Raw genomic sequence first — 25,927 nt, 5'->3', positions numbered from 1 at the left:
CAGGATGACAAATCTATATTACGATACAACTTCTCCCCTCATTAAAATCATTGTTTATTTGCTAGATTCTTTTCCTGCCAGCAAGCCGACAGCAATATGAACAAGCTTATGTTAAATTTTAAGGAATAATTATTGTAGTGATTAAGTATGACCTACGAACAAAAGATAAGTGGTGAACTAAATTTCTGGAAGTTTAAAACCTTGCAGAAACCTTCACTCTTGAATAAGGTAACTAATAAGGTGCAGAAGAAAATAAACAGTTATATTCCTGATAAGGTTCATAATGCCATAACTTCTGCTATAAAACAAATGGTTAAAGCTGTGCTTTTTGGATCGACATTTACCACATCAAAACCGGTTACTGATTTAACCTTGATGCACCGTGAAGCATTGATTAAGCAAAAGATAGAAAATTATAAAAAAACAGGTGCAGCCGAAGGCGGAATTACAGGTGCAGGAGGTTTTTTAATGAGCCTGGCAGATTTTCCGCTGTTGCTGGGCATAAAGATGAAAATGCTTTTTGATATTGCTGCAGTTTACGGATATGATGTTAAAGATTACCGTGAACGTTTATATATTTTACACGTCTTTCAGCTAGCCTTTTCAAGCAAAGAAGAAAGCCAGAATATATTTATGAAAATGCAGGATTGGGATGATAAAGCCCATCAATTGCCTACCAATATTGATGAATTTGACTGGCTTACCTTCCAACAGCAATACCGCGATTATATTGATTTAGCCAAACTTGCGCAGATGCTCCCATTTGTGGGTGCAGCAGTTGGTGCAGTTGCCAATTATAAACTGATCGAAAAACTGGGCAAAACAGCAATGATGAGCTACCGGATGCGGTATTTCAATTTGCAGTATGCAGTAATCAGTACACAAACTGAAAACCGCAAACTAGAAACTGGAACTAACTAATCTTCCTCTTCAAACATCCCACCAATCAGATCGTCCGTTTCCCGTCGGTCTTTTTTAGTCGGACGGCCAGTACCCCTATCGCGTTTTAGATTTGGCGCATGAAACATCGATTTAAAAGCATGCGTTTCTTCAACAGGAGTTAAGTCTTTGTATTTTGTTAAGGCTGTTGGCGAATCTGTTCTGTTGTACGACAGTTCTACCACTTCAATAATTTTCTTTTCGATACCTTTCGATACCTGATAAACCTCACCAACTTTTACAATGGCCGAAGGCTTAATATTTTGCCCTTTGAGTTTCACCCTTCCTGCTTTACAGGCATCAGTGGCCAGGCTCCGTGTTTTAAACAACCTGATCGCCCATAAATATTTATCTATCCTAAGTTTTTCCGTCTCTGTCATAAAATTCAAAAATACATAATTAGGTTAATTCCTATGTTGGTTAATTGTAGAAACTGGTTAATCGGTAACTGTTATATCATGCGCCCACTCATAATTAACCAGTTTAAACGATTTAAACAATTAACCTATCTACAAAACAATTTAAACAATTAACCATTTAATAAGCAAAAATTGATTTATTTTGCGTAAAATTTAAAAACATCATGTATTCAGATTTAAAGAAATTAATTGAAGCCGCTTGGGAGGATAGAACCCTTTTAAAATATAGCAACTATTGCGAAGCCATTGAAGCCGTTATTATGGGGCTTGATAAGGGCGAAATCCGTGTTGCTGAGCCAGTTTTAAACTCTTGGGGCATTAATGAATGGGTAAAGAAAGCAGTAATTTTATATTTCCCGATTCGCGAGATGAAAGAAATTAAAAGTGGTCCTTTCGTTTACCACGATAAAATGGATTTAAAAACCGATTATAAAACAACTGGTGTACGTGTTGTGCCTATGGCAAGTGCGCGTTATGGTGCGTTTTTAGCAAAAGGTGTAATCATGATGCCATCGTATGTAAACATTGGCGCTTATGTTGATGAAGGTACTATGGTTGATACCTGGGCTACTGTTGGTTCTTGTGCACAAATTGGTAAACGCGTTCACTTAAGTGGTGGTGTGGGTATTGGTGGTGTTTTAGAGCCTGTACAAGCTGCTCCGGTTATTATCGAAGATGACGCTTTTTTAGGATCAAGAGCGATTGTTGTTGAAGGTGTTAAAGTAGAAAGGGAAGCTGTTTTAGGTGCTAATGTGGTATTAACGGCATCAACCAAAATTATTGATGTTACCGGTCCTACGCCAGTAGAATATAAAGGAATTGTTCCTGCACGTTCAGTTGTAATACCAGGAAGCTATACTAAAAAATTCCCAGCTGGCGAATTCCAGGTACCTTGTGCTTTAATTATTGGTAAACGTAAAGAAAGTACAGATAAGAAAACTTCACTTAACGATGCGTTGAGAGAAAATAATGTAGCAGTATAAATGGTTTAAGGTATGGGGCTTAAGGTGTAAGGTAACACCCAAAGCCTTAAACCTTTTACCTTAAACCTTACACCTCTAATGAAGATTGGATACGATGGCAAGCGTGCTGCCAATAACTTAACAGGATTAGGTAATTACAGCCGGTCTTTAATTGAGCATTTGGCACATCAGTTTCCTCAGCACCAATACTTGGTGTACGCTCCTAAAATAAAATCGGCCAAACAGATTGATGCTTTTCTCGCAAATGAAAACATCGAACTGAAACTCCCAAAAAACGGCCCTTTTTTATGGCGAAGTTTAAATATCCTTAAAGATTTAAATCAAGATGGTTGCCAGATTTATCATGGGCTCAGTCATGAAATTCCATTAGCCATACAACATACACGGATTAAATCGATCGTTACCATTCATGATCTAATTTTTCTTCGCTTCCCTCAGTATTATAAATTTATCGACCGGAAATTATACGAGTGGAAAAGCAAATCTGCTTGTAAACGTGCCAATAAAATTATCGCCATCAGCGAAAAAACAAAAGAAGACATTATTGATTTATATGGGATCAGTGCTGAAAAAATTGAGGTAATTTACCAGAGCTGTGATTACAGTTTTAAAACGCCTTTTGCTACAGCAACCTTAAGCCGCATTAGGGCAACTTATAAACTACCTGAAAAATACATCCTAAATGTTGGTACCATTGAAGAGCGTAAAAACCTTAAATTAGCTGTTCAAGCCCTAAAAGAGGTTAACGAGGAGTATAAACTCGTGGTAATAGGTAAACAAACCGCTTATTTTAAAACAGTAGAGAAGGAAATAGAAAAACTCGGCCTTAAAAACAGAATTTTATTCCTAAAAAATATCCCATTTGCAGATCTACCCGGCATATACCAAATGGCCAGCGTTTTTGTTTATCCTTCTTTTTACGAAGGTTTTGGCATTCCGATTATCGAAGCCCTCTATTCTGGGGTTCCGGTAGTCGCAGCAACTGGGTCTTGCCTGGAAGAAGCTGGCGGACCAGATAGCTTATACATTTCACCTGATGATGCTAACGGACTTGCAAAAGCCATTAATCAAATTCTTGAAAAACCGCAGCTCCAAAAAGAGATGAAGGAAAAAGGGCTGGAATTTGTTCAAAAATTTAACAGCCCTGTAGTTACTCAGCAATTAATGGATTGCTATTTAACGCTTTAACTGTCTTTCGACTATACTCAGGATGAGAATCATTTATACTTTCCATTACGTTACTACCAAAGAGGAATTTATCAATTTATTACCACAATCCAGCTCAATCTAAACCTGACATTCGCGAAAAGCCCGCAATCCGATCCTTCCAGCGGATGAGGACTTGCAGCATTGGCAGGACTAACGGTTAATAGTAGCACTACCCCCTGCTTTTCAAATATAAAAAACTCAATTTCTGCAAATCGACAGTTTATTTTTTTACAAGCCAATAAATCCCATGTCTCTAAAAAAAGAAAAAGGGCTGGAATTTATTTAAAATTCAACAGCCCTGTAGTTACTCAGCAATTAATAGATTGCTATTTAGATATTTTAACGTAACGGCTACAAATTATTTAGCAGCAGTAACAGTCGGTGGATATTGAGCCAATATTTCTTTTACCCCGGTGTATAAACGCTCTTCTCTTTTGTTAAAGCTATCCAGGTTAAAACCAGATCCTTGTCCGTGCCAGAATAAAATCTTTTTAGCAGGATCTAAGAAATCGATTATGATTGTACCTTCAATATATTGGTTTACATAGGTTCCGCCACCGCCCCAGAAAGGATTTCCCCAGCCGCCACGCCAGCCCCAACCCCAGCCACCATAGTAACCTGGGCCATAAACATCGGTTTTTTCTCTGGCAACCACGACCAGATTTACCAATAAATCAGGTCGATCTGATTTTGTAAATCCTTTGGCATTCATTTCAGATTCAACTGCAGCCATTAATCTGCGTTTATCGAGATTGTTAAGCTTAACCCTTGCTATGCCTTTATCGTAAAAATTGTAAGTTTTGTAACCGCTTAAATCAACATTTTTATCATAATCTGATGCGGTGCGGAGTGTTGTACATCCTGCTAATGCCAATACCACTGTAAAAAGCATTAATAATTTTTGTGCTGTTCTCATTTTTGTGCGTTGTTGTATAAATAACCTGACTTAAATATAACGATTTTGGGAACCAAACGGCAAATCATTTAACATTTTTTACAATCAGATTGTTATCTGTAAAACGATTACTATTTGATTATGTTTTAACCCTATATCACTCTGACTAAATATTTTACAATTGGATTAAATCGTTGAATCAGTATATCGGCGGGTATTCTGATAAGATCTGTTTTACAGCCAGATTTATCCTTCCTTCCCTATTCTCATAATCATCGAAATTAAATCCCGAGCCTACCCCATGCCACATAATTGCTTTGGTTTCGGGATTTAAAAAATCAATGATAATGGTACCAGACTGGTATTGTTTGCTGGTGTTGAGCGGCCCAAACTGCGAATCTCTCCATTGGTAGGAAGATGAAGCTGAATCCCATTGATAACCGCCTCCGCTATAGCCCCAATCGGCCCTCGCTTTAATAGTGCTCAAAACCGCTACGTTAACTAAAAAATCTGCTTGCTCATTTTTAACAAAACCTTTTTTTGTCATAGCAGTTTCAACGGCATTTAACATCCTAGGCTTGTCGAGGTTGTTTAATTCTAAATGTTCAATGCCTTTTTCGTAGTAAGCAAAGGATTTTAACTTAGAAAAATCGATCTTTTTGTCGTAATCTGATGCAGTAAGTACAGCAATACAACTGGTAAATGCCATTACAATAGTAAACAGCATACCCCATTTAAGTGTGTGTTTCATTTTATGTTTTATTTAATAACCTATTACTAAAATAATAGTTTATTGGATTAAAACACATTGCTGCAGTAAATAAATGACAAGAACAGGTCACGATCGCAAAATTCTTTCATCGATATTTATGGGTGTTAGATAGAAATATCTAACACCACAGGAAATACATATTAAGATTATTTAACTTCCTCTTAATAAATTAACTTTGTAAAATGCTAAGAGACGAGATTAACAAAGCTTTTGAAGTATTAAAATCAGGTGGTGTTATTTTATATCCAACAGATACCATTTGGGGCTTGGGCTGCGATGCAAGCAATGCCGAGGCGGTAGATAAATTATTGAAGATAAAAAACCGGCCGGCCGAAAAGAGTTTAATCGTATTATTGGATGTAGATAGCAAACTGCAGAGTTATGTTGCCGAAATACCTGATGTGGCTTACGATTTAATTGAATATGCTGAAAATCCTTTAACTATTATTTTCTCTGGCGCAAAAAACTTAGCTCAAAACGTAATCAATGCCGACGGCAGTGTGGGCATACGAATTGTTAAACACGATTTTTGCACACCATTAATCCAACGCTTTAGGAAACCTATAGTTTCTACCTCTGCAAATTTAAGCGGACAGCCATCGCCAAAACTCTTTGACGACATAGCCCCTGAAATTATTGATGCTGTAGATTATGTAGTAGACTTTGAGCAGGAAAACCGGACCAACAGAAAGCCATCAACCATTATGAAACTTTCTCCTGGCGGACAATTTGAGTTTATTCGCAAGTAATTTTATTACTTTTGTAATTCTTATTGTCATCCTGAGGCACGAAGGATCTGTTTCATAGCTCGCAGATGCTTTCTATCTCGGCGTGACAAAATAACTAACTTGATGCAGCAACACCTACAAAACCCAATATTTAAAACCTTATCCATTATTGCCGATAAGAACAATACCGAAGCATATGTAATCGGAGGCTTTGTTCGCGATTTATTTTTAGATCGCCCTTCAAAAGATATTGATGTTGTTGTTGTGGGCAGTGGAATAGAATATGCTGAAGCTGTTGGCAGAAAACTGAACACCAAAGTTGCTGTTTTTAAAAATTTTGGCACCGCAAACATTAAATATCAGGATTTAGAAGTCGAATTTGTAGGCGCCAGAAAAGAATCTTACCGTTCTGATTCACGTAAACCAATTGTTGAAGATGGTACCTTAGAAGATGACCAGCTGCGCAGAGATTTTACCATCAATGCTTTAGCTATTAATTTAAACGCTGATCATTTTGGTGAATTGTTAGATCCGTTTGACGGGATTAAAGATTTGGAAAATAAGCTCATCCGTACCCCACTCGACCCGGAAATTACTTTTTCTGACGATCCTTTGCGCATGATGAGGGCAATCCGCTTTGCTTCGCAGCTTGATTTTAATATCGATCCAGCGGCCCTAAATGCCATTAAAACGCAAAAACAGCGTATTACTATCGTATCAAAAGAGCGGATAACAGATGAGATGAATAAAATCATCCTCTCTAAAAAACCTTCTATAGGCTTTAAACATCTTTTTGATACAGGCTTATTGCAGCTCATTTTCCCTCAAATGGCACAACTTTACGGGGTAGAGATTATTAAAGGAAAAGGACATAAAGACAATTTTTATCATACACTTGAAGTATTAGATAACATTTGCGCAGATACTGATGACTTATGGCTGCGTTGGGCGGCTATTTTACACGATATTGCTAAACCTGCTACTAAACGTTTTGAAGAAGGCCACGGTTGGACATTCCACGGACATGAAGATAGAGGAGCCAGAATGGTTCCGAAAATATTTGCACAGCTAAAACTGCCTTTAAACGAAAAGATGAAGTATGTGCAAAAATTGGTACAGCTTCATTTACGCCCGATTGTGCTGGCGCAGGAAACCGTCACAGATTCAGCAGTTAGGCGATTACTTTTTGATGCCGGCGAAGAAATTGAAAGTTTAATGCTGCTTTGCAATGCCGATGTAACCACTAAAAACGAATACAAAAAAACAAAATACCGAAACAACTTTGAGCTGGTTAAACAAAAGCTTAAGGATGTAGAAGAACGCGATAAAATTAGAAACTGGCAGCCTCCTATTTCAGGAAACGATATTATGGAAACTTTCGGTCTTGATGCAGGAAAAGAGGTTGGTATAATTAAAAATGCTATCCGCGAGGCCATATTAGAGGGCGAGATTACAAACGACTACCAAGAAGCATTTAATTTTATGCTAAATCAGGCAAAACAAATGGGATTAAATCCTGTTAATAAATAATTTAATTGCTAAAACACTACAATTAGGCTGTCTTTTATGGCGCCCGATATTTGTGGTAATTATAAATTAACTTTATTTTTACGGTTCCAAAACACTATAATGGCTATTTATAAATTTAGAATTACTTTCGAAGATTTTGATGATGTTGTGAGAGAGATCGACATTAAATCAAACCAAACATTTGAAGACCTGCATAAGGCTATTCACAGATCTACGGGTTATAATGCCGAAAAATCTTCCTCTTTTTACGTAAGCACCGATAATTGGTTAAAAGGCGATGAAATTGCTTATTTACCAAGTGAACGTAAAAAAGACCGTGTAGTTTTAATGGAGAATTCTAAATTAAGTGGTTTTATTGAAGATCCGCATCAAAAGTTTTACTATATCTACAATTTCGATCGCCCTTATGATTTTCACGTAGAACTTGTAAAAATAATTTTAGATGCCGATCCAAATATAGAATACCCATTTTTAGCTAAAAGCAGTGGTGAGGCACCAAAAATAATGGAGCAAAACAGTCCACAAGCGGTTGATCCAAGAGGGGCAGCAGCGGCGGCGAGCGAATTTGATTTCTTAAATGAAATGAACTTTGTACCAGAAGATACCGACGAATTGGAAGCCATGGGCGAAATGGGAATCAATGCCGAAGAGCGAGACGAAGATGAAGAAAGCGAAGAAGACGAATTTGGCGATGAATTTTCTGATAGTGATAACTTCGAAGATGATAGCCACAAAGACGACTATTAATTTACCATATCGTCATGCCATCCTAAATCTTCGAGATCAGCACTAACTGAACGAATTATTATCCATACAAAGTCAGATGTATACATCTGACTTTTTCTTTTAAAATGTTATGCTTACTGCAGGTCAAACTATTAAAAAATCAAAAACCTTAATTTCTATTGTTGGTCCCACCGCAATAGGAAAGACGGCTTTGGCCGTACAATTGGCCCAACATTTTGATACAGAAATCATTTCTGCCGATTCCCGTCAGTTTTTTAAAGAGATGGCCATAGGAACGGCAAAACCTGATGCAGATGAGTTAGCAGCAGCAAAACATCACTTTATTGATTCACATTCGGTTTCACAGCTATTTAGTACAGGCGATTTTGAAATAGAAGGTTTAAATGCCCTTGATCAAATTTTTAAAAAACACGATCTGGCGATTATGGTTGGGGGTTCGGGTTTATATGTTAATGCTTTAATTAATGGCTTGGATGAAATGCCGGATATTGATTTGGCCATACGTGAAAGGTTGAATAACCAGTTTGAAGAAGAAGGATTACCCAGTATCCAAAAACAGCTGGCAACATTAGATCCTGAATATTTCGCAAAGGTAGATCAACAAAATCCACAAAGAATGATCAGGGGTTTGGAAGTATTTTTATCAACTGGTCAAAAACTTTCTTCAATGCTCTCCGCTACAAAAAAGGAAAGATCATTTAATATCATCAAAATTGGCCTCAATACCGATCGTGCTATCCTTTACGACCGGATTAACAGAAGAGTTGATAAAATGATTGCTGATGGTTTAGTAGAAGAGGTAAGGTCGCTTACACCCTTTAAAAAATATAATGCTTTAAACACCGTAGGCTACAGTGAGCTTTTCGACTACCTGGACGGAAAATTATCTCTTGAGGATGCCGTTTCGGCAATTAAACAAAATACGCGTCGTTTTGCCAAACGCCAACTCACCTGGTTTAGAAGAGATGAGGAGATCAATTGGTTTGAACCAATTGAAAAAGAAAAGGTAATCAATCTTATCTATGATCGGCTAAAATAAAAAAGGTCCTAACAGCGTTAGAACCTTTAAAATATAAAAATCTTTTCGAATTAATTAGGGAACTTCACGCCTCTATATTGCGTAATATCAATGTTTGGTACAGTAGAGCCGTATTTAGCATTAATGGCATCGATAAATACATTGGCAATTACTGCATTTCCACGCGGCGTTAAGTGAATACCATCTAAAGAGAATGCGCCACCGGTAATAAATGAAGCGTTGATACCAACACCCTGAACATTAATACCAGTTTTAACCTGATTAAAATAAGCATAAGTATCAGCAATGGCTAAACCTTTGCTTGTGGCTAAAGATTTAATACTGCTATTATAGCTATTTACATAATCTTTCACTTTAATTACTTCATCCTTATCCAATACCCACTTATTTTCGATCGGATTTAAGGGGTGCAAACCATAAGGAATGCCAGAACCATTTGGTTTCCCAAATATGCCTTCTGATTGAAACGGCAAACGGATTAAATCTTCAGCAGTTGCAGGCCTTACCGCACCTGTTCCTGTTTGAATATAAATAGCTGCCGCTGCGGGATTAATTGCTTTAGCCGCATTTAATAAAGCTGCTACGGTAACTGTATTAAAATAAGGAACAGCAGTTACATCAGGAATGGTACCTACAATACCTTTTTGGCCCCCGGCAGTTAAGGCATTTAAAAAATTAGCATACAAAGAAGAGAAGGTAACCTTATCAGTTAAAGTGGTAGTTGGATCAGTAGATACAGTTACTGCTCCATTTAAAGCATAACCCAATACATCATTATTTCCAAGCCACAATGAAAAGAAAGTATGGTTTTTGGTTTGAACATATTGAAAATAACTTGTAGCACCCACTTGGGCATCGGTTAATAAACGTTCAAAAAATGGATTTGCGGCACTAAATGCTGGTGCAAAAGCCAAATCAACACGCATACCGGGAATACCCAAGTTTTGGATTTCGCCACTATATTTGTCTAAATGCTTCGCCGCATCTCTTATAGCCAGTTTATCGGTTACAGGAGTTAAAGTTGGCGTACCATTAACCAGTGCTGTTAAAGAAATATAACCTGAGCCATTTAAATGTTCTTCAGTAAAAAACGGAGAGGTAAATGCCCCACCACCTACCGTAGCCATTTTGGCGGCAATTAAGTTTGGATAAGCAACTTTTTGTCCTTCCAAATATAAGCCACCATCGGCATATCCAGAAGTTAAGGAGTTACCTACTGCAATGTATTTACTAAAATTAGCTTGTCCGGCAGTCGACCCTGCAGGCGTTTCTATTTCAGGTTTACAAGCTGCTGCAAAAAGGATGACAGCAGCAACGAAACTATTTAATATATATCTTTTCATCTAAATTTCTCCTACCATTTATAAGTTAACGAAATACCTGGTGCATAAACCAAAGTTTTAAAGGTACCATCCAGGCCCGTTTCAATATTCTTTTGTTTACGCGATTTAACATCTTCAAAAAAGAACGATGCATTAACTTCGAAATGGCGGGTAGGTGTATAACCCAAACCTGCACTTAAAATATATCGGTCAGCATCAGGAGCTTCGGGTGTTACGTATCCATCCTGTACTGGTGAAAAGGCATAACCAACACCTGCTCTTAGTGCCAATTTCTCTGATGCCTGGTGGTTAATACCTAATTTAAACGATGAACCATCACGATAATTGCGTGCTGATTTTGTATCAACGAGCGCAGGTGTATTGGTAGCATAGTCAAAAGACAAATCCTGATAAATATGCCACTGTACCCAACTTGCATCAAAGGCTAAAACTGTACTTTTTGACAACGGAATACCTACACCTAAACTTGTGGTTGCTGGTAAAGGTAATTCGGCGTTAAAGGTATTTCCCGCTGGAAAAGATCCTTCTAATGACTTTGGAACTTCAAATTCTGCTGAACCACCATCGAGTTTCGTAATTACCTTCGATTTATGTACGAGTGCAAAAGAGATATTGCTTAATGTTTTGATATATAAACCCGCATTCCATCCATAACCTGTTCCGGTACCATCTAAAGTAGCGTGACCAGAACGGCCATCAGGAAAATTTACCGGGATAGCTCTTTGAAGATTTACATCGCCGTGGTTATAAACAAACCCTGCACCTATACCGATACGATCGGTAATTTTTATACTTAAAGTTGGTTGAAAATAGATGGCTTTTAAATTTAATGAGGTTAAAGCATACTTACCAGACCAATTATCGCCCCAATCTACTAAACCGCCAAAAGGCGTATATACACCTAAGCCTAGCTTCCATTTATTTGATTTCGGCCCCCACACCGCATAAAACTCGAAAGGTGGGGCAATTTTGTTCTTCACATTCTCTGTAACATTCGAACCCGTTTGTTTAAAAGCGGATTTAAATAATAATGGGTTCACACCTGCTGAAACTGAGTTTTTCTCTAAGAAAGTTACTGCACCAGGATTATAAAATACGGAAGCCTCATCTAAAGCCAATGCAGAACCTGCACCTGCCATACCAATTTGTTTCTGTCCTTGTAAATTAACCTGGAAACCCTGCCCCAAAACCCAAAGTGGGGCAGAAAGTAATGCGCTCAATAAAATTTTTTTCATCTATAAATGGTTATACACAAATATATACTATGCTAACATAGTAAACAAATATTTGTTTGTAAGATTTTGAATAGTCTTACGCCTGAGCGGTTGGCCCGCCGAAACCCATAGGAAAAGGTGGTTCTTCTTGAGTCTTAATACGCCCGTTTACCGCTTCGAATTTCTGAATATTATCTTCCAATGCTGATAATAAACGCTTTGCGTGTTCTGGCGTTAGGATAATTCTCGATTTAACTTTTGCCTTCGGAATTCCCGGCATTACACGAATAAAATCTAATACAAATTCGGTATTAGAGTGGGTAATAATGGCCAAGTTAGAAAAAATTCCTTCTGCAATTTCTTCGGATAACTCTATATTTAATTGATTCTCGTTTTGTTGTTCTTCCATAATAGATCAAAAATAAAAAATTCCGCTGCTTAATAGCGGAATTTAAAACATAATGTTTGAAATAAAATTAATTTAGTAGCGCTTTAATGAGTTATTTCTCTAAAAAATCTAACTCTGCAATAGCCAGCGCTTTTTTATTACCTGCAATGGCTGTTGCTTTTACTTGTATATATTTTGCCGAAATTCCTTTTTTGAAATAATGGGTCCGTGGGGTTGGATCGTTAATTAAATTACCGAACCCAAAGGCTTCGGCATCTTGCCAGGTTTTACCATCGTTACTGATTTGGAGTATTCCTTTTTCAAGCATTCCATCAGCAAAATCTGTTGGAGGTGTATAAATAAAGCCGGTTAGCTCATGAACATAACCTAAATCTATCGCTATTTGATGCTGATCGCTGTCCTCTTTAGATAACCAATAACTTTGCTTTTTAGCATCAAATGCCATTGAGGCAGCATGCTTATCACTTTCGCTATCACTACTTAACAATTTCCAATCTTTTTTTACCATGCCGAATGCTTCGGCTGCTACAGGTCCTTTTTCTTTATTGGTTATGGCTATTGCTTTTACCTCACCTTTTGCAATTTGAAGCGGACCAGTATATTTTTTAGCGCGAGCATCAGGTAGACTTCCATTTGTGGTATAATAAATTTCGATGTCTTTATTAAGATTAGCGGTCGCATTTTCTCCGTGTGGTTTCCACCCAAACGCATGGGTTTTTGGTGAAATAGTTGTTAAACCATTTACATCTCTGTTAAACTGCAATTGTGGCGGACGGGTACGGTAATAATATGCAGCTATTGTTGCTATTGCTGGCTCAGCTCTTGATGATAAAACTGTTAACCTAAATTTAGAAGAAGTAATTTCAGGGAAACGCAAAATACGTTTATAACCTATATTTGTTGCTACCGCAATTTTTTGCCACTTATTGCCAATCCAGGCCTCTAACTGGTGTTCCATTACCCGCTCACTATAGTTTGCAATATCTTCTTGTAATACGATCCTGTTTATTGTAACAGGCTTAGCAGTTGTAATTTCGAGACTTTTTTGTTTATTATTTAGCAAAACATAAGTATTCATATCGTTATCCAATACTTGCTTTGCTCCTTTTGCACCAGCAAATAAATTTTTGCCATAAGTTTCGGTAATGCGCTTACCAACCTCATTAAGCACACTTACATCTTCATCAGAGAATTTTCCGTTCCGGTTTGGTGGTATATTGAGTAAAAAGGTCGAATTCCCTCCAACCGAGCGTTCATAAATATCGAAAACATCATCGGCGCTGCGTACTTTTTGTTTTTCATCATCGCGGTAAAACCAGCCTTCTCTTATCGATGTATTGGTTTCGGTTTGCTGATAGTGCAGGTATTTAGCTTTGTAAAGTTCACTATTACTACCCAAATCCCTGTCCGTCATATCAGGAAAATGTGTTGCCGTATCAGGGTTTTCGCTATAAGGAATTACGTTCCATTCGGTTTCTCGGGTTCCGCCGGCTTCATTACCACACCAACGGATATCTTCTCTACCAAAAATCACTGCTTTTGGTGCTAAAGTATGGATCAAGGTTTTCCAGGCTGGATAATTATATTTCTGTCCGCCTTTGGTTTTAGGATGTGCACCATCAAACCAAACTTCATCAATTGGTCCGTATTCAGTTAAAACTTCAAATAATTGATTTAGAAAATATTCATTATAATCATCAACTTCGAACTTAAATTTAGTCTGGTTGGCAAAAGGGCGTCCTGCTGTTTCGCGAGGAATGGTTCTCGTAGTTATTTTACTCAAATTACCATATAGTCCTTCGGGATTTTCAATCTGATATAAATCTGCCGGAGATAAATAAATACCCAGTTTCAGCCCGTACTTTTTGCAGGATGCAGATAGATTTTTTAGAATATCGCCTTTGCCGTCTTCAAAACCTGAAGACATAATGCCGTGTTTGGTATACCGGCTTTGCCAAAGTACAAAACCATCGTGGTGTTTTACCGTGATAATCACCATTTTCATCCCAGCAGATTTCATGGCCTGGCACCATTGGTCCGTATGCAGTTCTTTTAAATCAAATATTTTAGGGTCTTCTTTACCATTTCCCCATTCCATTTTTGTAAAAGAGTTTGGTCCAAAATGAATAAATGCAATAAACTCATTTTTTAACGCGGTTAATTGGTTAGGGGTTGGCACCACATAGCTTGCTTTAGCCAAAATAGTAGTCTTACTATCGCCTGGTACAATAGCCACGGTATTTTGTGCTTTTAAATTATCACTTTGTGCCATAACGTTTGCTATAAAAGACACGATTAAAACTGATGTAAGTATTAATTTTCTCATTAAATTGATTTGTAATAAAATTACAACCTGATTAAAGCAGTTGCGTAAAGTATATTAGCTGTTTATAAAGGTAAATTGGCTTAAATCAAAACCGATAAATTATTTTTTAACCAACAGTATTCTATTGATAATTTTTTCGCAGGCATCCGCATATTGCATCATTCCGATATCGTTTGGATGTGTACCGTCAATTGTGCTGTCGTCGGTAAAACCGATTTCTTTTGCAGTAAGGATATCAAGATCTTTGACTCCTGATTTCTTAAGTTTTTGATAGACATTATTTAATACCTGGGAAGTCCAGATATATTTTCCTGTTAGCGCCGTATCCAGATTAACCTGTGCTAAACCAGAACTATGTTCAACCAGTAAAATGGGTACTTTAGGATGTTTTGCTTTTAAACTTTGTACCGAACTGGTAATACGTTTCTCAATTTCCTCTGCAGAATAAACGTTTTTATCGGTTAAGTTAGGTTGGCAATCGAGTACGAAGATCTTAGCATCTATTTGGTTCATTAAATCAATCAATGGAGCCTCTAATCGGCCATTACCTGAAAAACCTAAATTGATAAGGGGCCGATCTAATTTTCTCCCCAAAATATTTAACCATGCCATCCCCGGCCGGCTGGCACTCGCGCCTTGCATAATAGAGGTACCATAAAATATCAATGGTGCTTTTTCATTGGCTTCTTCCACTTTAAAATCTGCATTTGAGGCCACCCCTATTTTTAGCCATTTTGGTGTATTATATAATGGTAAATACAAACGGAACTTTTTAATTTTTACCGTAGGATCAAAATTTTCGTAACTATATGTCACGGTATCCTTATAGCTGTAAGCAGCCTTTATCCAATGCCATTTATTCTGAAGATCCTGAGCATATAAATCAACCCCACTTACGCCCAATGTTGGCATATTATCCAAACTTTTCCCACCATTAATCTGATATTTAATCACAATTTTTTGGGAGGAAGTATTAAAATCTAAATATTCGCCAGCGGTTTGCTTAGCTAAATTCCAAACTTCTTTCCGTACTTCTTTTTCTGCTGTGGCTGGTAAGCGATTATAATAATTGGCACTATCGGTATTTTGCCAGGCTTTCCCCTTTAATGTATTGTAAGTGTTGGTTTGAGGATTGAACCATTTCAAATTGTTATCGTTTTGGGCATAACATAATTCGCAATACACCAGGCAGATCATCAATCCTGCAAAAAAAGCAATTGGTTTCATCTATTATTTGTTTAGCAGCGGTTTTACGCTTTTTAAAATTTCATCTGCAGTAACGGTTGATAAAGATTTTAAATTGAAATTCTCTAACGCTTTATTCAATTCCGCGAGTGCTGCTGTATTTTTATTTTTGGTGTAAAGTGCCTGCAGCTGTTTAATTTTCTCGAAATCCTGTCCACCTTCAATCAATTTTTCAAACCTGACCGATGTTAACGGCCCTGGATAAACCTGGTAGGTATCGCCAGCAGGCCAAGCTGTAAAACGCGTATCGGTTAAAGGATTTTTGGTCCAGCTGTTATAGGCCCAACGCAAATAACCGTCCATATTTTTATTGGCGGTGTACCAACCCATCCATACCTGCTCAGCAGGCGAAGAGAAACTGAATGCATTTGGGTAAGGTTCGGTACAGCAGGTATACCAGGTGCTGGTTTTACCTTGCTCGTTACGTTTTTGCAACACATCAGCCGGAAATTCCCATTTTGAAGCAATGCAGTAATTATCGATATCTTTTTCGATTTCCTGATGGTATTCACCAGCCAAAGCAATTTTCCATTTTGGATCAACGCTTTTTAATAGTTTAATTACAGCCTGCATAGCTTTCATTGGGCGTTCATCCATAGCGATGTATGTCTTCCCGAACCAGTTCTTAGCTTTTAAATGTTTGGTAAAATCGGTAAGCATGTTCTTCCAAAAGGCATCGTAACCAGGAGTACCAATGGCCTGTGTAAAAACAGCTTCCTTCTGGGTACTTTCATCCCAATAGGTAAAAGCAATTTTCCATGGTACCATACTGTAGCAGTTAATGCGTTGATTTATGCCAGTGGTCATCACAAAAGCAATATATTTATCGAATAGGCTATAATCGTAAAACCAACTGCCATCTTTTTTCTTTGTCCATTTAATTAAACTTGGGTAATCATCGTAAGTTTGATGCCCCCAAGGTTCGTTTACAATACTTGCTGTAATGGTTTTCTGACCGGCACTGGCCAACATGGTGTAATATGGTTTCATTAAAAGAAAATGTTCGTCGCTCCATAGTTTTACGTTATGCGCCCGGGCAATGGCTGCAGGATGCTGCCATAAGTCTAACTCATATTTCCACTCACTTGGAGGAGGCAAAGTTTTATTGAGTACCTCTATTTTAATGGGTAAGCTGTATTCTTTTTCAGCATTAATTTTGATTATTCCGGAGTAAAGCCCCGCTTTTGCTTCTGCAGGAACTTTTATACTTAGCCAGACCGGTTGCGTACTTTTAGCACTAATAGCAATCGTACTCGTTTTAGTATCGATCAGATCTGCCACATAAGATGAATCAAAATCTGCAGCTTTACGGTAGCCACAACCATCTCTAAACTCGTCGGTAATTACATATTTAATTATACCTGAAGTAATGTTTTCTTTTTTTATGCCATTACCTTGTTGATCTTTCAGTTCAGAAACCTGTATACTGATATTGGTAGGCTTAGCTTTCGTCCAAAGTAACAACTGGGTATGTACTTTTTCTCCTTTCCAGGCAGCAGTATTCCATGTATTTAGAATTGAAATGGCTGGAGGTACCTCTCTTGCAAACCTGAGGTTACTATTAGCAAAACTAATATTTAATCCTCCAGCGGCATTATTCCATTCCTTATTTATAGTTTCGCTATCTGGCAATTTTACTTTTTGTAAGGCAAGACTAACATCCTGGGCAGCACTTGTTAAGCCCAAACTCATCAATAATATCAGTGATAAAAACTTCATAAACCTAAGTTAATCAAACCTATTAGAATAAGATTAAGTGATTAAGAAGGAGCCTCTACACAAACGTTTGACAGACTGTAACAAAATGGATAGATTATTTCATTAAACAAAAAAAGCCCTCTGAATAAAAATTCAGAGGGCTTGAAATTACTATTAAAATCTAAGCTTCTACTTCTTCTTGTTTCGAAGCTAATAATTTATCGTATTCTTCTTGCGAACCAACGATGATTCTTTCGTAACCACGTACACCAGTACCTGAAGGGATTAAGTGACCAACGATCACGTTTTCTTTCAAGCCTAACATATTATCGCGTTTACCTGCAATAGCTGCCTCATTTAATACTTTCGTAGTTTCCTGGAACGAAGCCGCAGAAATGAACGATTTAGTACCTAATGATGCACGTGTAATACCTTGTAAGATAGAACTTGCAGTTGCTGGTCTTGCATCTCTAACCGTGATCTGTTTTAAATCTTTACGTTTCAATTGAGAATTTTCGTCTCTTAGTCTACGTAATGAAACAATCTGACCTGGTTTGAAATCTGTAGAATCACCTGCGTCTTCAACAACTTTCTTGTCGTACATTGCATCGTTCTCGTCAGCAAAATCCCAACGGTCAACAGCATTGTTTTCTAAGAAAATAGTATCACCTGGATCTTCAATGTGAACTTTCTGCATCATCTGGTGAACAATTACCTCAAAGTGCTTATCGTTAATTTTCACACCTTGTAAACGGTAAACCTCTTGAATACCATTTACCAGGTACTCTTGAACCGCTGCAGGGCCTTTAATTGATAAGATATCGGCAGGAGAAATTGAACCATCTGATAAAGGCATACCTGCTTTTACAAAGTCATTATCCTGAACAAGGATGTGTTTCGACAATGGAACCAAGTATTTTTTAACTTCACCATCTTTCGATTCGATTGTGATTTCGCGGTTACCACGTTTAACGCCACCTAAAGTTACCACACCATCAATCTCAGTTACTACAGCTGGGTTAGATGGGTTACGTGCTTCAAATAATTCCGTTACACGAGGTAAACCACCTGTAATATCTCGGGTTTTACCGGTTGCACGAGGAATCTTAGCGATAATCTGACCAGTTTGGATAGTTTCACCTTCATCAACTGAAACGTGGGCACCTACCGGAATGTTATAACCTTTGATGAATTCACCTTTCTTATCAACGATCTGAACTGAAGGGTTTTTAGTTTTATCACGTGTATCGATAATTACTTTTTCACGGTGACCAGTTTGCTCATCTGATTCTTCACGGAAGGTTACACCTTCAATAATGGCATCAAATTGTGCTTTACCGGCAAATTCTGATAGAATAACCGCGTTGTACGGATCCCACGAACAGATTTTATCACCTTTAGAAAGTTTATCACCTTCTTTTACGAACAAGAATGCACCGTAAGGAATGTTGTTGGTTACAATGATACGTCCGGTTCCTGGCTCAACAATTTTGAACTCACCTGAACGACCTAATACCACCTGAACTGTTCCTTCTTCTGTTTGTGTATCAACAGTACGGATATTTTCGAATTCGATTACACCATCAAACTTAGCTACGATGTTAGATTCTGCAGCAATGTTTGATGCAGTACCACCCACGTGGAAAGTACGAAGTGTTAACTGTGTACCCGGCTCACCGATTGACTGTGCTGCAATTACACCAACTGCCTCACCTCTTTGAACACGTTTACCAGATGCTAAGTTACGGCCATAACATAATGCACAAACACCACGTTTAGATTCGCAAGTTAATACTGAACGGATCTCGATACCTTCTAGTGGAGATTCTTCGATCAATTTAGCTACATCTTCGTTAATATCTTCTCCAGCACCTACCAATAAAGTGTTATCCAATGGATTGTACACATCATGTAGTGAAGTACGGCCTAAAATCCTGTCGTATAATGGCTCAACGATATCTTCCTGATCTTTTAAAGCGGTTGTATACATACCTCTTAAAGTACCACAATCGTTATCGTTAACAATCATATCCTGCGCCACATCATGTAAACGACGGGTTAAGTAACCCGCATCCGCCGTTTTTAACGCCGTATCAGCCAAACCTTTACGCGCACCGTGAGTAGAGATAAAGTACTCTAATACCGATAAACCTTCTTTAAAGTTTGATAAGATCGGGTTTTCAATGATATCGCCACCTGAACCTGATTTCTGAGGTTTTGCCATCAAACCACGCATTCCGCAAAGCTGACGAATCTGCTCCTTCGAACCACGTGCACCTGAATCAAGCATCATGTAAACTGAGTTAAAACCTTGGTTATCTGATGATAACTGAGTCATAACGAATGTAGTTAACCTGTTGTTGATACGGGTCCAGATATCGATAATCTGATTGTAACGCTCGTTGTTGGTAATGAAACCCATGTTATAGTTGTTTCTTACCTCTTCAACTTCAGCTGCTGCCTGTTCTAATAAAGTATGTTTTTCTACCGGAATGTTTACGTCTTGTAAGTTGAACGATAAACCTCCCTGGAATGCCATTTTGAAACCTAATTCTTTGATATCATCTAAGAATTGAGAAGCACGGGCCATACCAGTCATTTTTACTACTTCACCAATAATATCTCTTAAAGATTTTTTGGTTAATAATTCATTGATATAACCAACTTCTTCAGGAACCATTTGGTTGAACAATACTCTACCTACAGTAGTTTCTGTTAATTTATTAACGATAGAACCATCGGCTTGTTTAACATTTACCCTTACTTTGATAAATGCGTGTAAGTCTAATTCTTTCTCGTTATAAGCAATAATAACTTCTTCCGGAGAATAGAAATTCGAATCCTGTCCTTTTACAACTCTGGTTTCATCTGTTCTACGGCCTTTAGTAATATAATAAAGACCCAAAACCATATCCTGAGATGGTACTGTAATTGGTGTACCGTTTGCAGGGTTCAAGATGTTGTGAGCTGCCAACATTAATACCTGGGCTTCCAAAATTGCTGCGTTACCTAACGGTAAGTGGACAGCCATCTGGTCACCATCAAAATCGGCGTTGAATGCAGTACAAACTAATGGGTGTAACTGGATTGCTTTTCCTTCAATTAATTTTGGCTGGAAAGCCTGGATACCTAGTCTGTGTAGCGTAGGTGCACGGTTTAATAATACCGGGTGACCTTTTAATACATTTTCTAAGATATCCCAAACTAATGGATCTTTTCTATCAACGATTTTCTTAGCAGATTTAACTGTTTTTACTACACCACGCTCAATCATCTTACGAATAATGAACGGTTTGTAAAGTTCAGCAGCCATATCTTTAGGAATACCGCACTCGTGTAATTTAAGGCTAGGCCCTACAACAATTACCGAACGAGCTGAATAATCCACACGTTTACCAAGTAAGTTCTGACGGAAACGGCCTTGTTTACCTTTCAGGATGTCTGAAAGTGATTTCAAAGCACGGTTACCTTCAGTTTTTACCGCATTAACTTTACGTGAGTTATCGAATAACGAATCTACAGCTTCCTGCAACATACGTTTCTCGTTACGTAAAATTACCTCTGGCGCTTTAATCTCGATCAAACGTTTTAAACGGTTGTTACGGATAATTACACGACGGTATAAATCATTTAAATCGGAAGTAGCGAAACGACCACCTTCTAATGGCACTAACGGACGTAATTCTGGTGGAATTACCGGAACAATTTTAACAATCATCCACTCAGGGCGATTCTCGATACGTGTATTAGCTCCACGGAAAGCTTCAACAACCTGAAGACGTTTTAAAGCCTCATTTTTACGTTGTTGAGAAGTTTCGTTAGCTGCCTGGTGACGTAAATCATAAGATAAAGTATCTAAATCAATACGCTTTAATAAATCTTCTAATGCTTCAGCACCCATTTTGGCGATGAATTTATTAGGATCTTTATCGTCTAAGTATTGATTTTCTTTAGGTAATTTATCTAAGATATCTAAATATTCTTCTTCCGTTAAGAAGTCCATATAGTTGATACCTTCTTCAGCCATTAAGCCTGATTGAATAACTACGTAACGCTCGTAATAGATAATTAAATCTAATTTTTTAGTAGGTAAACCTAATAAATAACCGATTTTGTTTGGTAAAGAGCGGAAGTACCAGATGTGTGCAACAGGAACCACTAAAGCAATGTGTCCCATACGCTCACGACGTACTTTTTTCTCAGTTACTTCAACACCACAACGATCGCAAACAATACCTTTATAACGGATACGTTTGTATTTACCGCAATGACATTCGTAATCTTTTACCGGACCAAAAATACGCTCGCAGAACAAACCATCACGCTCAGGTTTGTAAGTACGGTAGTTAATGGTTTCTGGTTTCAACACCTCACCGCTTGAGCGTTCCAAAATAATTTCCGGAGACGATAAGCTAATCGTGATTGATGTGAAATTGCTTTTTAATTTATTATCCTTTTTGTAAGACATACTTATGTAAGGTTAAAGCGGAAAGCTTAAAGACCAAAGCTGCTTTGAGCTTTAGTCTTTAGTCTTTCGGCTTAATTAATCTAATGTAATATCTAAACCTAATCCGCGTAACTCATGTACCAATACGTTAAACGATTCTGGTACACCCGGTGTTGGTAGGTTCTCACCTTTAACAATGGCTTCGTAAGTTTTGGCTCTTCCGATTACATCATCCGATTTAACGGTTAAAATCTCCTGAAGAATATTAGCTGCACCGAATGCCTCTAATGCCCAAACCTCCATCTCACCAAAACGCTGACCACCGAACTGGGCTTTACCACCCAATGGTTGTTGTGTAATTAATGAGTATGGTCCGATTGAACGGGCGTGCATCTTATCATCAACCATGTGACCTAATTTCAACATGTAGATAATACCTACAGTTGTAGTCTGATCGAAACGCTCACCTGTTAAACCATTGTATAAGTAGGTTTTTCCTGAAGCAGGAACTCCTGCTTTAGCGATCCATTCTTCCACCTCATCATGCGTAGCACCATCAAAAATCGGAGTTGCAAATTTAACACCCAATTCTTTACCAGCCCATGCCAATACGGTTTCGTAGATCTGACCAAGGTTCATACGTGAAGGTACACCCAGTGGGTTCAACACGATATCAACCGGACTACCATCAGCTAAGAAAGGCATATCTTCATCACGTACAATACGTGCAACAATACCTTTGTTACCGTGGCGACCCGCCATTTTATCACCTACTTTTAATTTACGTTTTTTAGCTACATAAACTTTTGCCATCTGTACGATTCCTGAAGGAAGCTCATCACCTACACTGATCGCGAATTTATCGCGTTTGTAAGCACCAAGTTCTTCGTTAACACGGATACCGTAGTTGTGAAGCAACATTTTAATCATCTCGTTTTTATCATCATCAGTAGTCCATTTGTTAGGGCTAATGTGATTATAATCAAGCTCTGCTAAAATTTTCTGAGTAAATTTAGCGCCTTTAGCAACCAATAATTCTTTGTAAATGTTAAATACACCCTGAGATGTTTTTCCGTTTACGATAGTGAATAATTTGTCAACTAATTCTGCCTTTAATTTCTCAGTGATATTGTTATATCCTTTGTCTAATTTCTCAATTGCCGATTTTTCCTCAGCTTTTGTAGTTTTCTTAGCACGGCTGAATAATTTGGTATCAATTACCACACCTTGGATTGAAGGAGGAGTTTTTAAAGACGCATCTTTAACATCACCTGCTTTATCACCAAAAATTGCACGTAGTAATTTCTCTTCCGGTGAAGGATCAGATTCTCCTTTTGGAGTAATCTTACCAATTAAAATATCACCTTCTTTTACATCAGCACCAATACGGATAATACCATTTTCATCAAGGTCTTTAGTAGCCTCTTCAGAAACGTTCGGGATATCTGGTGTTAATTCCTCTTCTCCACGTTTAGTATCACGTACTTCTAATTCAAACTCTTCAATGTGCAATGAAGTGAAAACATCATCACGAACAATACGCTCGTTGATTACAATCGCATCCTCAAAGTTGAAACCTTGCCAAGGCATGAATGCCACTTTCAAGTTTCTACCTAATGCCAATTCACCATTTTCAGTTGCATAGCCTTCGCAAAGTACTTGTCCTTTGGTAACTTTCTGACCTTTCTTAACGATTGGTTTTAAGTTAATACAAGTATTCTGGTTGGTTTTTTTGAATTTAATTAAACGGTAAGTTTTGCTATCACCTTCAAATGAAACTAAACGATCATCTTCGTTACGTTCATATTTAATGGTGATTTCGTTAGCATCAACATACTCTACAACACCGTCACCTTCTGCGTTGATCAAAGTTCTTGAGTCACGTGCAACACGACCTTCTAAACCTGTACCTACAATTGGCGCTTCAGGACGTAACAATGGTACGGCCTGACGTTGCATGTTCGATCCCATCAATGCCCTGTTCGCATCATCATGTTCCAAGAACGGAATTAACGAAGCAGCGATTGAAGTAATCTGGTTAGGCGCAACGTCCATTAAGTCTAATTTCTCAGGCTCAATAATCGGAAAGTCACCCTCATAACGCGCTTTAACACGTGGTGTGGTAAAGTTACCTTTATCATCATACTCTGCATTGGCCTGAGCAATGGTTTTACCATCTTCATCCTCAGCAGATAGATAAATAACGTCTGAATCTACAACTACTTTACCATCTTCAACACGTTTGTATGGTGTTTCAATGAAACCTAAATTGTTGATTTTTGCATGCACACAAAGTGATGAAATCAAACCAATGTTTGGTCCCTCTGGAGTTTCAATAGTACATAAACGACCATAGTGAGTATAGTGAACGTCACGTACCTCGAAACCGGCACGCTCGCGTGATAAACCACCTGGACCTAAGGCCGATAAACGGCGTTTGTGTGTGATCTCTGCCAATGGATTTGTTTGATCCATGAACTGAGATAACTGGTTGGTACCAAAGAAAGAGTTGATAACCGATGATAACGTACGGGCATTAATCAAATCAGTTGGTGTAAACACCTCGTTATCACGAATGTTCATACGCTCACGGATTGTTCTGGCCATACGGGCTAAACCAACACCAAATTGTGCGTATAATTGCTCACCTACCGTACGTACACGACGGTTAGACAAGTGATCGATATCATCTACCTCTTCTTTTGAGTTGATCAATTTGATCAGGTATTTCACAATCGCAATAATATCTGCTTTTGTTAATACTTTAACCTCATCAGGGGTATTCATTTTTAATTTACGGTTGATGCGGTAACGACCAACATCTCCTAAATCGTAACGTTTATCCGAAAAGAATAAACGATCAATGATACCACGAGCTGTTTCCTCATCAGGTGGTTCTGCGTTACGCAAAGCACGATAGATGTTTTCTACAGCCTCTTTTTCTGAGTTTGATGTATCTTTCTGTAATGTATTATATATAATGGTATAATCAGCCTGACTTGCGCCATCTTCTTTAGATAAGATGATGCTTTTTACGCCAGCTTCGATAACCATATCAATGTGTTCGTCTTCTAAAACGGTTTCTCTTTCAAGAATCACTTCATTACGGTCGATAGAAACTACCTCACCAGTATCTTCATCAACAAAATCTTCAACCCATTTTTTTAATACCCTTGCAGCCAGTTTACGACCGATGTATTTCTTTAAACCAGATTTACTAACTTTTACTTCGTCAGCAAGATCGAAAAGTTCCAAGATATCTTTATCAGAATCGTAACCGATAGCACGTAATAAAGTGGTAACCGGGAATTTTTTCTTACGATCGATATAAGCATACATCACGTTATTAACGTCTGTAGCAAATTCGATCCATGAACCTTTGAAAGGAATTACACGCGCAGAATACAATTTGGTTCCATTTGTGTGACGGCTTTGACCGAAGAACACTCCTGGAGAACGGTGTAATTGCGAAACGATAACACGTTCTGCACCGTTGATAACAAATGTACCTTTTGGTGTCATATACGGGATAGTACCTAAGTACACATCCTGGATAATGGTTTCAAAATCTTCATGTTCTACATCATTACAAGAAAGCTTAAGCTTTGCCTTTAATGGAACATTGTAGGTTAATCCACGCTCAATACACTCGTGTATATCGTAACGTGGCGGATCAACAAAATAATCAAGAAACTCTAATACGAAGATATTTCTTGAATCTGTTATTGGAAAGTTTTCAGCAAACACTTTAAACAAACCTTCGCTAGAGCGATCGTCTGATGTGGTATCTATCTGGAAAAATTCTCTGAATGATTGCAATTGCACATCCAGAAAATCCGGATAGTCTATAATGTGCTTACTAGTTGCAAAATTTACTCTTTGTTCGACTGTCTTTGCCAATGGACTAAAAGATTTTAGTTTAAGAATAAACTATTTGTTTGGTTCAGATTTCAAACAGGCTCATTAACCAAACAAAATGAGATG

18 protein-coding genes are annotated in these 25,927 nt (G+C 37.9%); 7 read left to right on the top strand and 11 right to left on the bottom strand.

Annotated elements, in window-relative coordinates:
• Positions 1-147: 147 nt before the first annotated feature.
• Positions 148-921: an EcsC family protein gene (locus ACN9MR_RS03365; protein WP_426328231.1), complete on the top strand. Its 774-nt coding sequence runs from the start codon at positions 148-150 to the stop codon at positions 919-921.
• Here the strand turns inward: ACN9MR_RS03365 and ACN9MR_RS03360 are convergent.
• Complete coding sequence (locus ACN9MR_RS03360; protein WP_029279693.1) at positions 918-1,319, bottom strand: RNA-binding S4 domain-containing protein; 402 nt, start codon at positions 1,317-1,319, stop codon at positions 918-920. The genes ACN9MR_RS03365 and ACN9MR_RS03360 overlap by 4 nt on opposite strands.
• Before the next feature lie 203 nt (positions 1,320-1,522).
• On the opposite strand from ACN9MR_RS03360, the gene ACN9MR_RS03355 reads away from it, so the two are divergent.
• Both ACN9MR_RS03355 and ACN9MR_RS03350 read left to right on the top strand, forming a co-directional pair.
• Positions 1,523-2,341, top strand: a complete 819-nt coding sequence (locus ACN9MR_RS03355) for a 2,3,4,5-tetrahydropyridine-2,6-dicarboxylate N-succinyltransferase (RefSeq protein WP_184469604.1) — start codon at positions 1,523-1,525, stop codon at positions 2,339-2,341.
• Between the two features lie 78 nt (positions 2,342-2,419).
• On the top strand, positions 2,420-3,529 hold the full coding sequence (locus ACN9MR_RS03350) for a glycosyltransferase family 4 protein (protein WP_426328230.1): 1,110 nt from the start codon (positions 2,420-2,422) through the stop codon (positions 3,527-3,529).
• Between the two features lie 379 nt (positions 3,530-3,908).
• Here the strand turns inward: ACN9MR_RS03350 and ACN9MR_RS03345 are convergent, their stop codons facing one another.
• Together ACN9MR_RS03345 and ACN9MR_RS03340 are read right to left on the bottom strand one after the other, a co-directional pair.
• On the bottom strand, positions 3,909-4,466 hold the full coding sequence (locus tag ACN9MR_RS03345) for a DUF4136 domain-containing protein (protein WP_426328229.1): 558 nt from the start codon (positions 4,464-4,466) through the stop codon (positions 3,909-3,911).
• A 178-nt stretch (positions 4,467-4,644) separates the two neighbouring features.
• Positions 4,645-5,196, bottom strand: coding sequence for a DUF4136 domain-containing protein (locus ACN9MR_RS03340; RefSeq protein ID WP_426328228.1), 552 nt, complete (start codon positions 5,194-5,196; stop codon positions 4,645-4,647).
• Positions 5,197-5,399: 203 nt separating this feature from the next.
• Here ACN9MR_RS03340 and ACN9MR_RS03335 point away from each other — a divergent pair, with 203 nt between their 5' ends.
• The 4 genes from ACN9MR_RS03335 to miaA all read left to right on the top strand — a co-directional run bounded on the left by ACN9MR_RS03335 (position 5,400) and on the right by miaA (position 9,261).
• Entirely contained in the window at positions 5,400-5,966 is a 567-nt protein-coding gene (locus ACN9MR_RS03335) for an L-threonylcarbamoyladenylate synthase (protein WP_426328227.1), read from the top strand.
• Positions 5,967-6,068: 102 nt separating this feature from the next.
• The gene (locus ACN9MR_RS03330) at positions 6,069-7,475 is read left to right on the top strand and encodes a CCA tRNA nucleotidyltransferase (protein WP_426328226.1); all 1,407 of its coding nucleotides are present in this window, start codon (positions 6,069-6,071) and stop codon (positions 7,473-7,475) included.
• Between the two features lie 99 nt (positions 7,476-7,574).
• The gene (locus ACN9MR_RS03325; RefSeq protein WP_057932466.1) at positions 7,575-8,222 is read left to right on the top strand and encodes an IS1096 element passenger TnpR family protein; all 648 of its coding nucleotides are present in this window, start codon (positions 7,575-7,577) and stop codon (positions 8,220-8,222) included.
• Positions 8,223-8,331: 109 nt separating this feature from the next.
• On the top strand, positions 8,332-9,261 hold the full coding sequence (gene miaA / locus ACN9MR_RS03320) for a tRNA (adenosine(37)-N6)-dimethylallyltransferase MiaA (protein ID WP_426328225.1): 930 nt from the start codon (positions 8,332-8,334) through the stop codon (positions 9,259-9,261).
• Positions 9,262-9,311: 50 nt separating this feature from the next.
• Here miaA and ACN9MR_RS03315 read toward each other — a convergent pair whose 3' ends face one another.
• The 8 genes from ACN9MR_RS03315 to rpoB all read right to left on the bottom strand — a co-directional run bounded on the left by ACN9MR_RS03315 (position 9,312) and on the right by rpoB (position 25,843).
• Entirely contained in the window at positions 9,312-10,604 is a 1,293-nt protein-coding gene (locus ACN9MR_RS03315; protein ID WP_426328224.1) for a G-D-S-L family lipolytic protein, read from the bottom strand.
• Positions 10,605-10,615: 11 nt separating this feature from the next.
• Complete coding sequence (locus ACN9MR_RS03310; RefSeq protein ID WP_426328223.1) at positions 10,616-11,839, bottom strand: OmpP1/FadL family transporter; 1,224 nt, start codon at positions 11,837-11,839, stop codon at positions 10,616-10,618.
• A gap of 76 nt (positions 11,840-11,915) precedes the next feature.
• A complete protein-coding gene (locus ACN9MR_RS03305; RefSeq protein ID WP_029279713.1) occupies positions 11,916-12,227 on the bottom strand; it encodes a DUF3467 domain-containing protein in 312 nt (103 codons plus the stop codon).
• Positions 12,228-12,318: 91 nt separating this feature from the next.
• Entirely contained in the window at positions 12,319-14,553 is a 2,235-nt protein-coding gene (locus ACN9MR_RS03300; protein ID WP_426328222.1) for an alpha-L-fucosidase, read from the bottom strand.
• A gap of 99 nt (positions 14,554-14,652) precedes the next feature.
• Positions 14,653-15,780: an SGNH/GDSL hydrolase family protein gene (locus ACN9MR_RS03295; protein WP_426328221.1), complete on the bottom strand. Its 1,128-nt coding sequence runs from the start codon at positions 15,778-15,780 to the stop codon at positions 14,653-14,655.
• A 3-nt stretch (positions 15,781-15,783) separates the two neighbouring features.
• Positions 15,784-17,517: a glycoside hydrolase domain-containing protein gene (locus tag ACN9MR_RS03290; protein ID WP_426328220.1), complete on the bottom strand. Its 1,734-nt coding sequence runs from the start codon at positions 17,515-17,517 to the stop codon at positions 15,784-15,786.
• A 160-nt stretch (positions 17,518-17,677) separates the two neighbouring features.
• Positions 17,678-21,964 carry a DNA-directed RNA polymerase subunit beta' gene (rpoC, locus tag ACN9MR_RS03285; protein WP_131030857.1) on the bottom strand — a complete coding sequence of 1,429 codons (4,287 nt, stop codon included), beginning with the start codon at positions 21,962-21,964 and terminating at the stop codon, positions 17,678-17,680.
• A gap of 75 nt (positions 21,965-22,039) precedes the next feature.
• Positions 22,040-25,843, bottom strand: coding sequence for a DNA-directed RNA polymerase subunit beta (gene rpoB, locus ACN9MR_RS03280; RefSeq protein WP_057932471.1), 3,804 nt, complete (start codon positions 25,841-25,843; stop codon positions 22,040-22,042).
• Positions 25,844-25,927 lie beyond the last annotated feature (84 nt).

This window comes from Pedobacter sp. R-06 (assembly GCF_049913135.1).
GTDB lineage: Bacteria > Bacteroidota > Bacteroidia > Sphingobacteriales > Sphingobacteriaceae > Pedobacter.
Note: the sequence above shows the minus strand (reverse complement) of the source record. Positions and strands in the feature narration are given on the sequence as shown.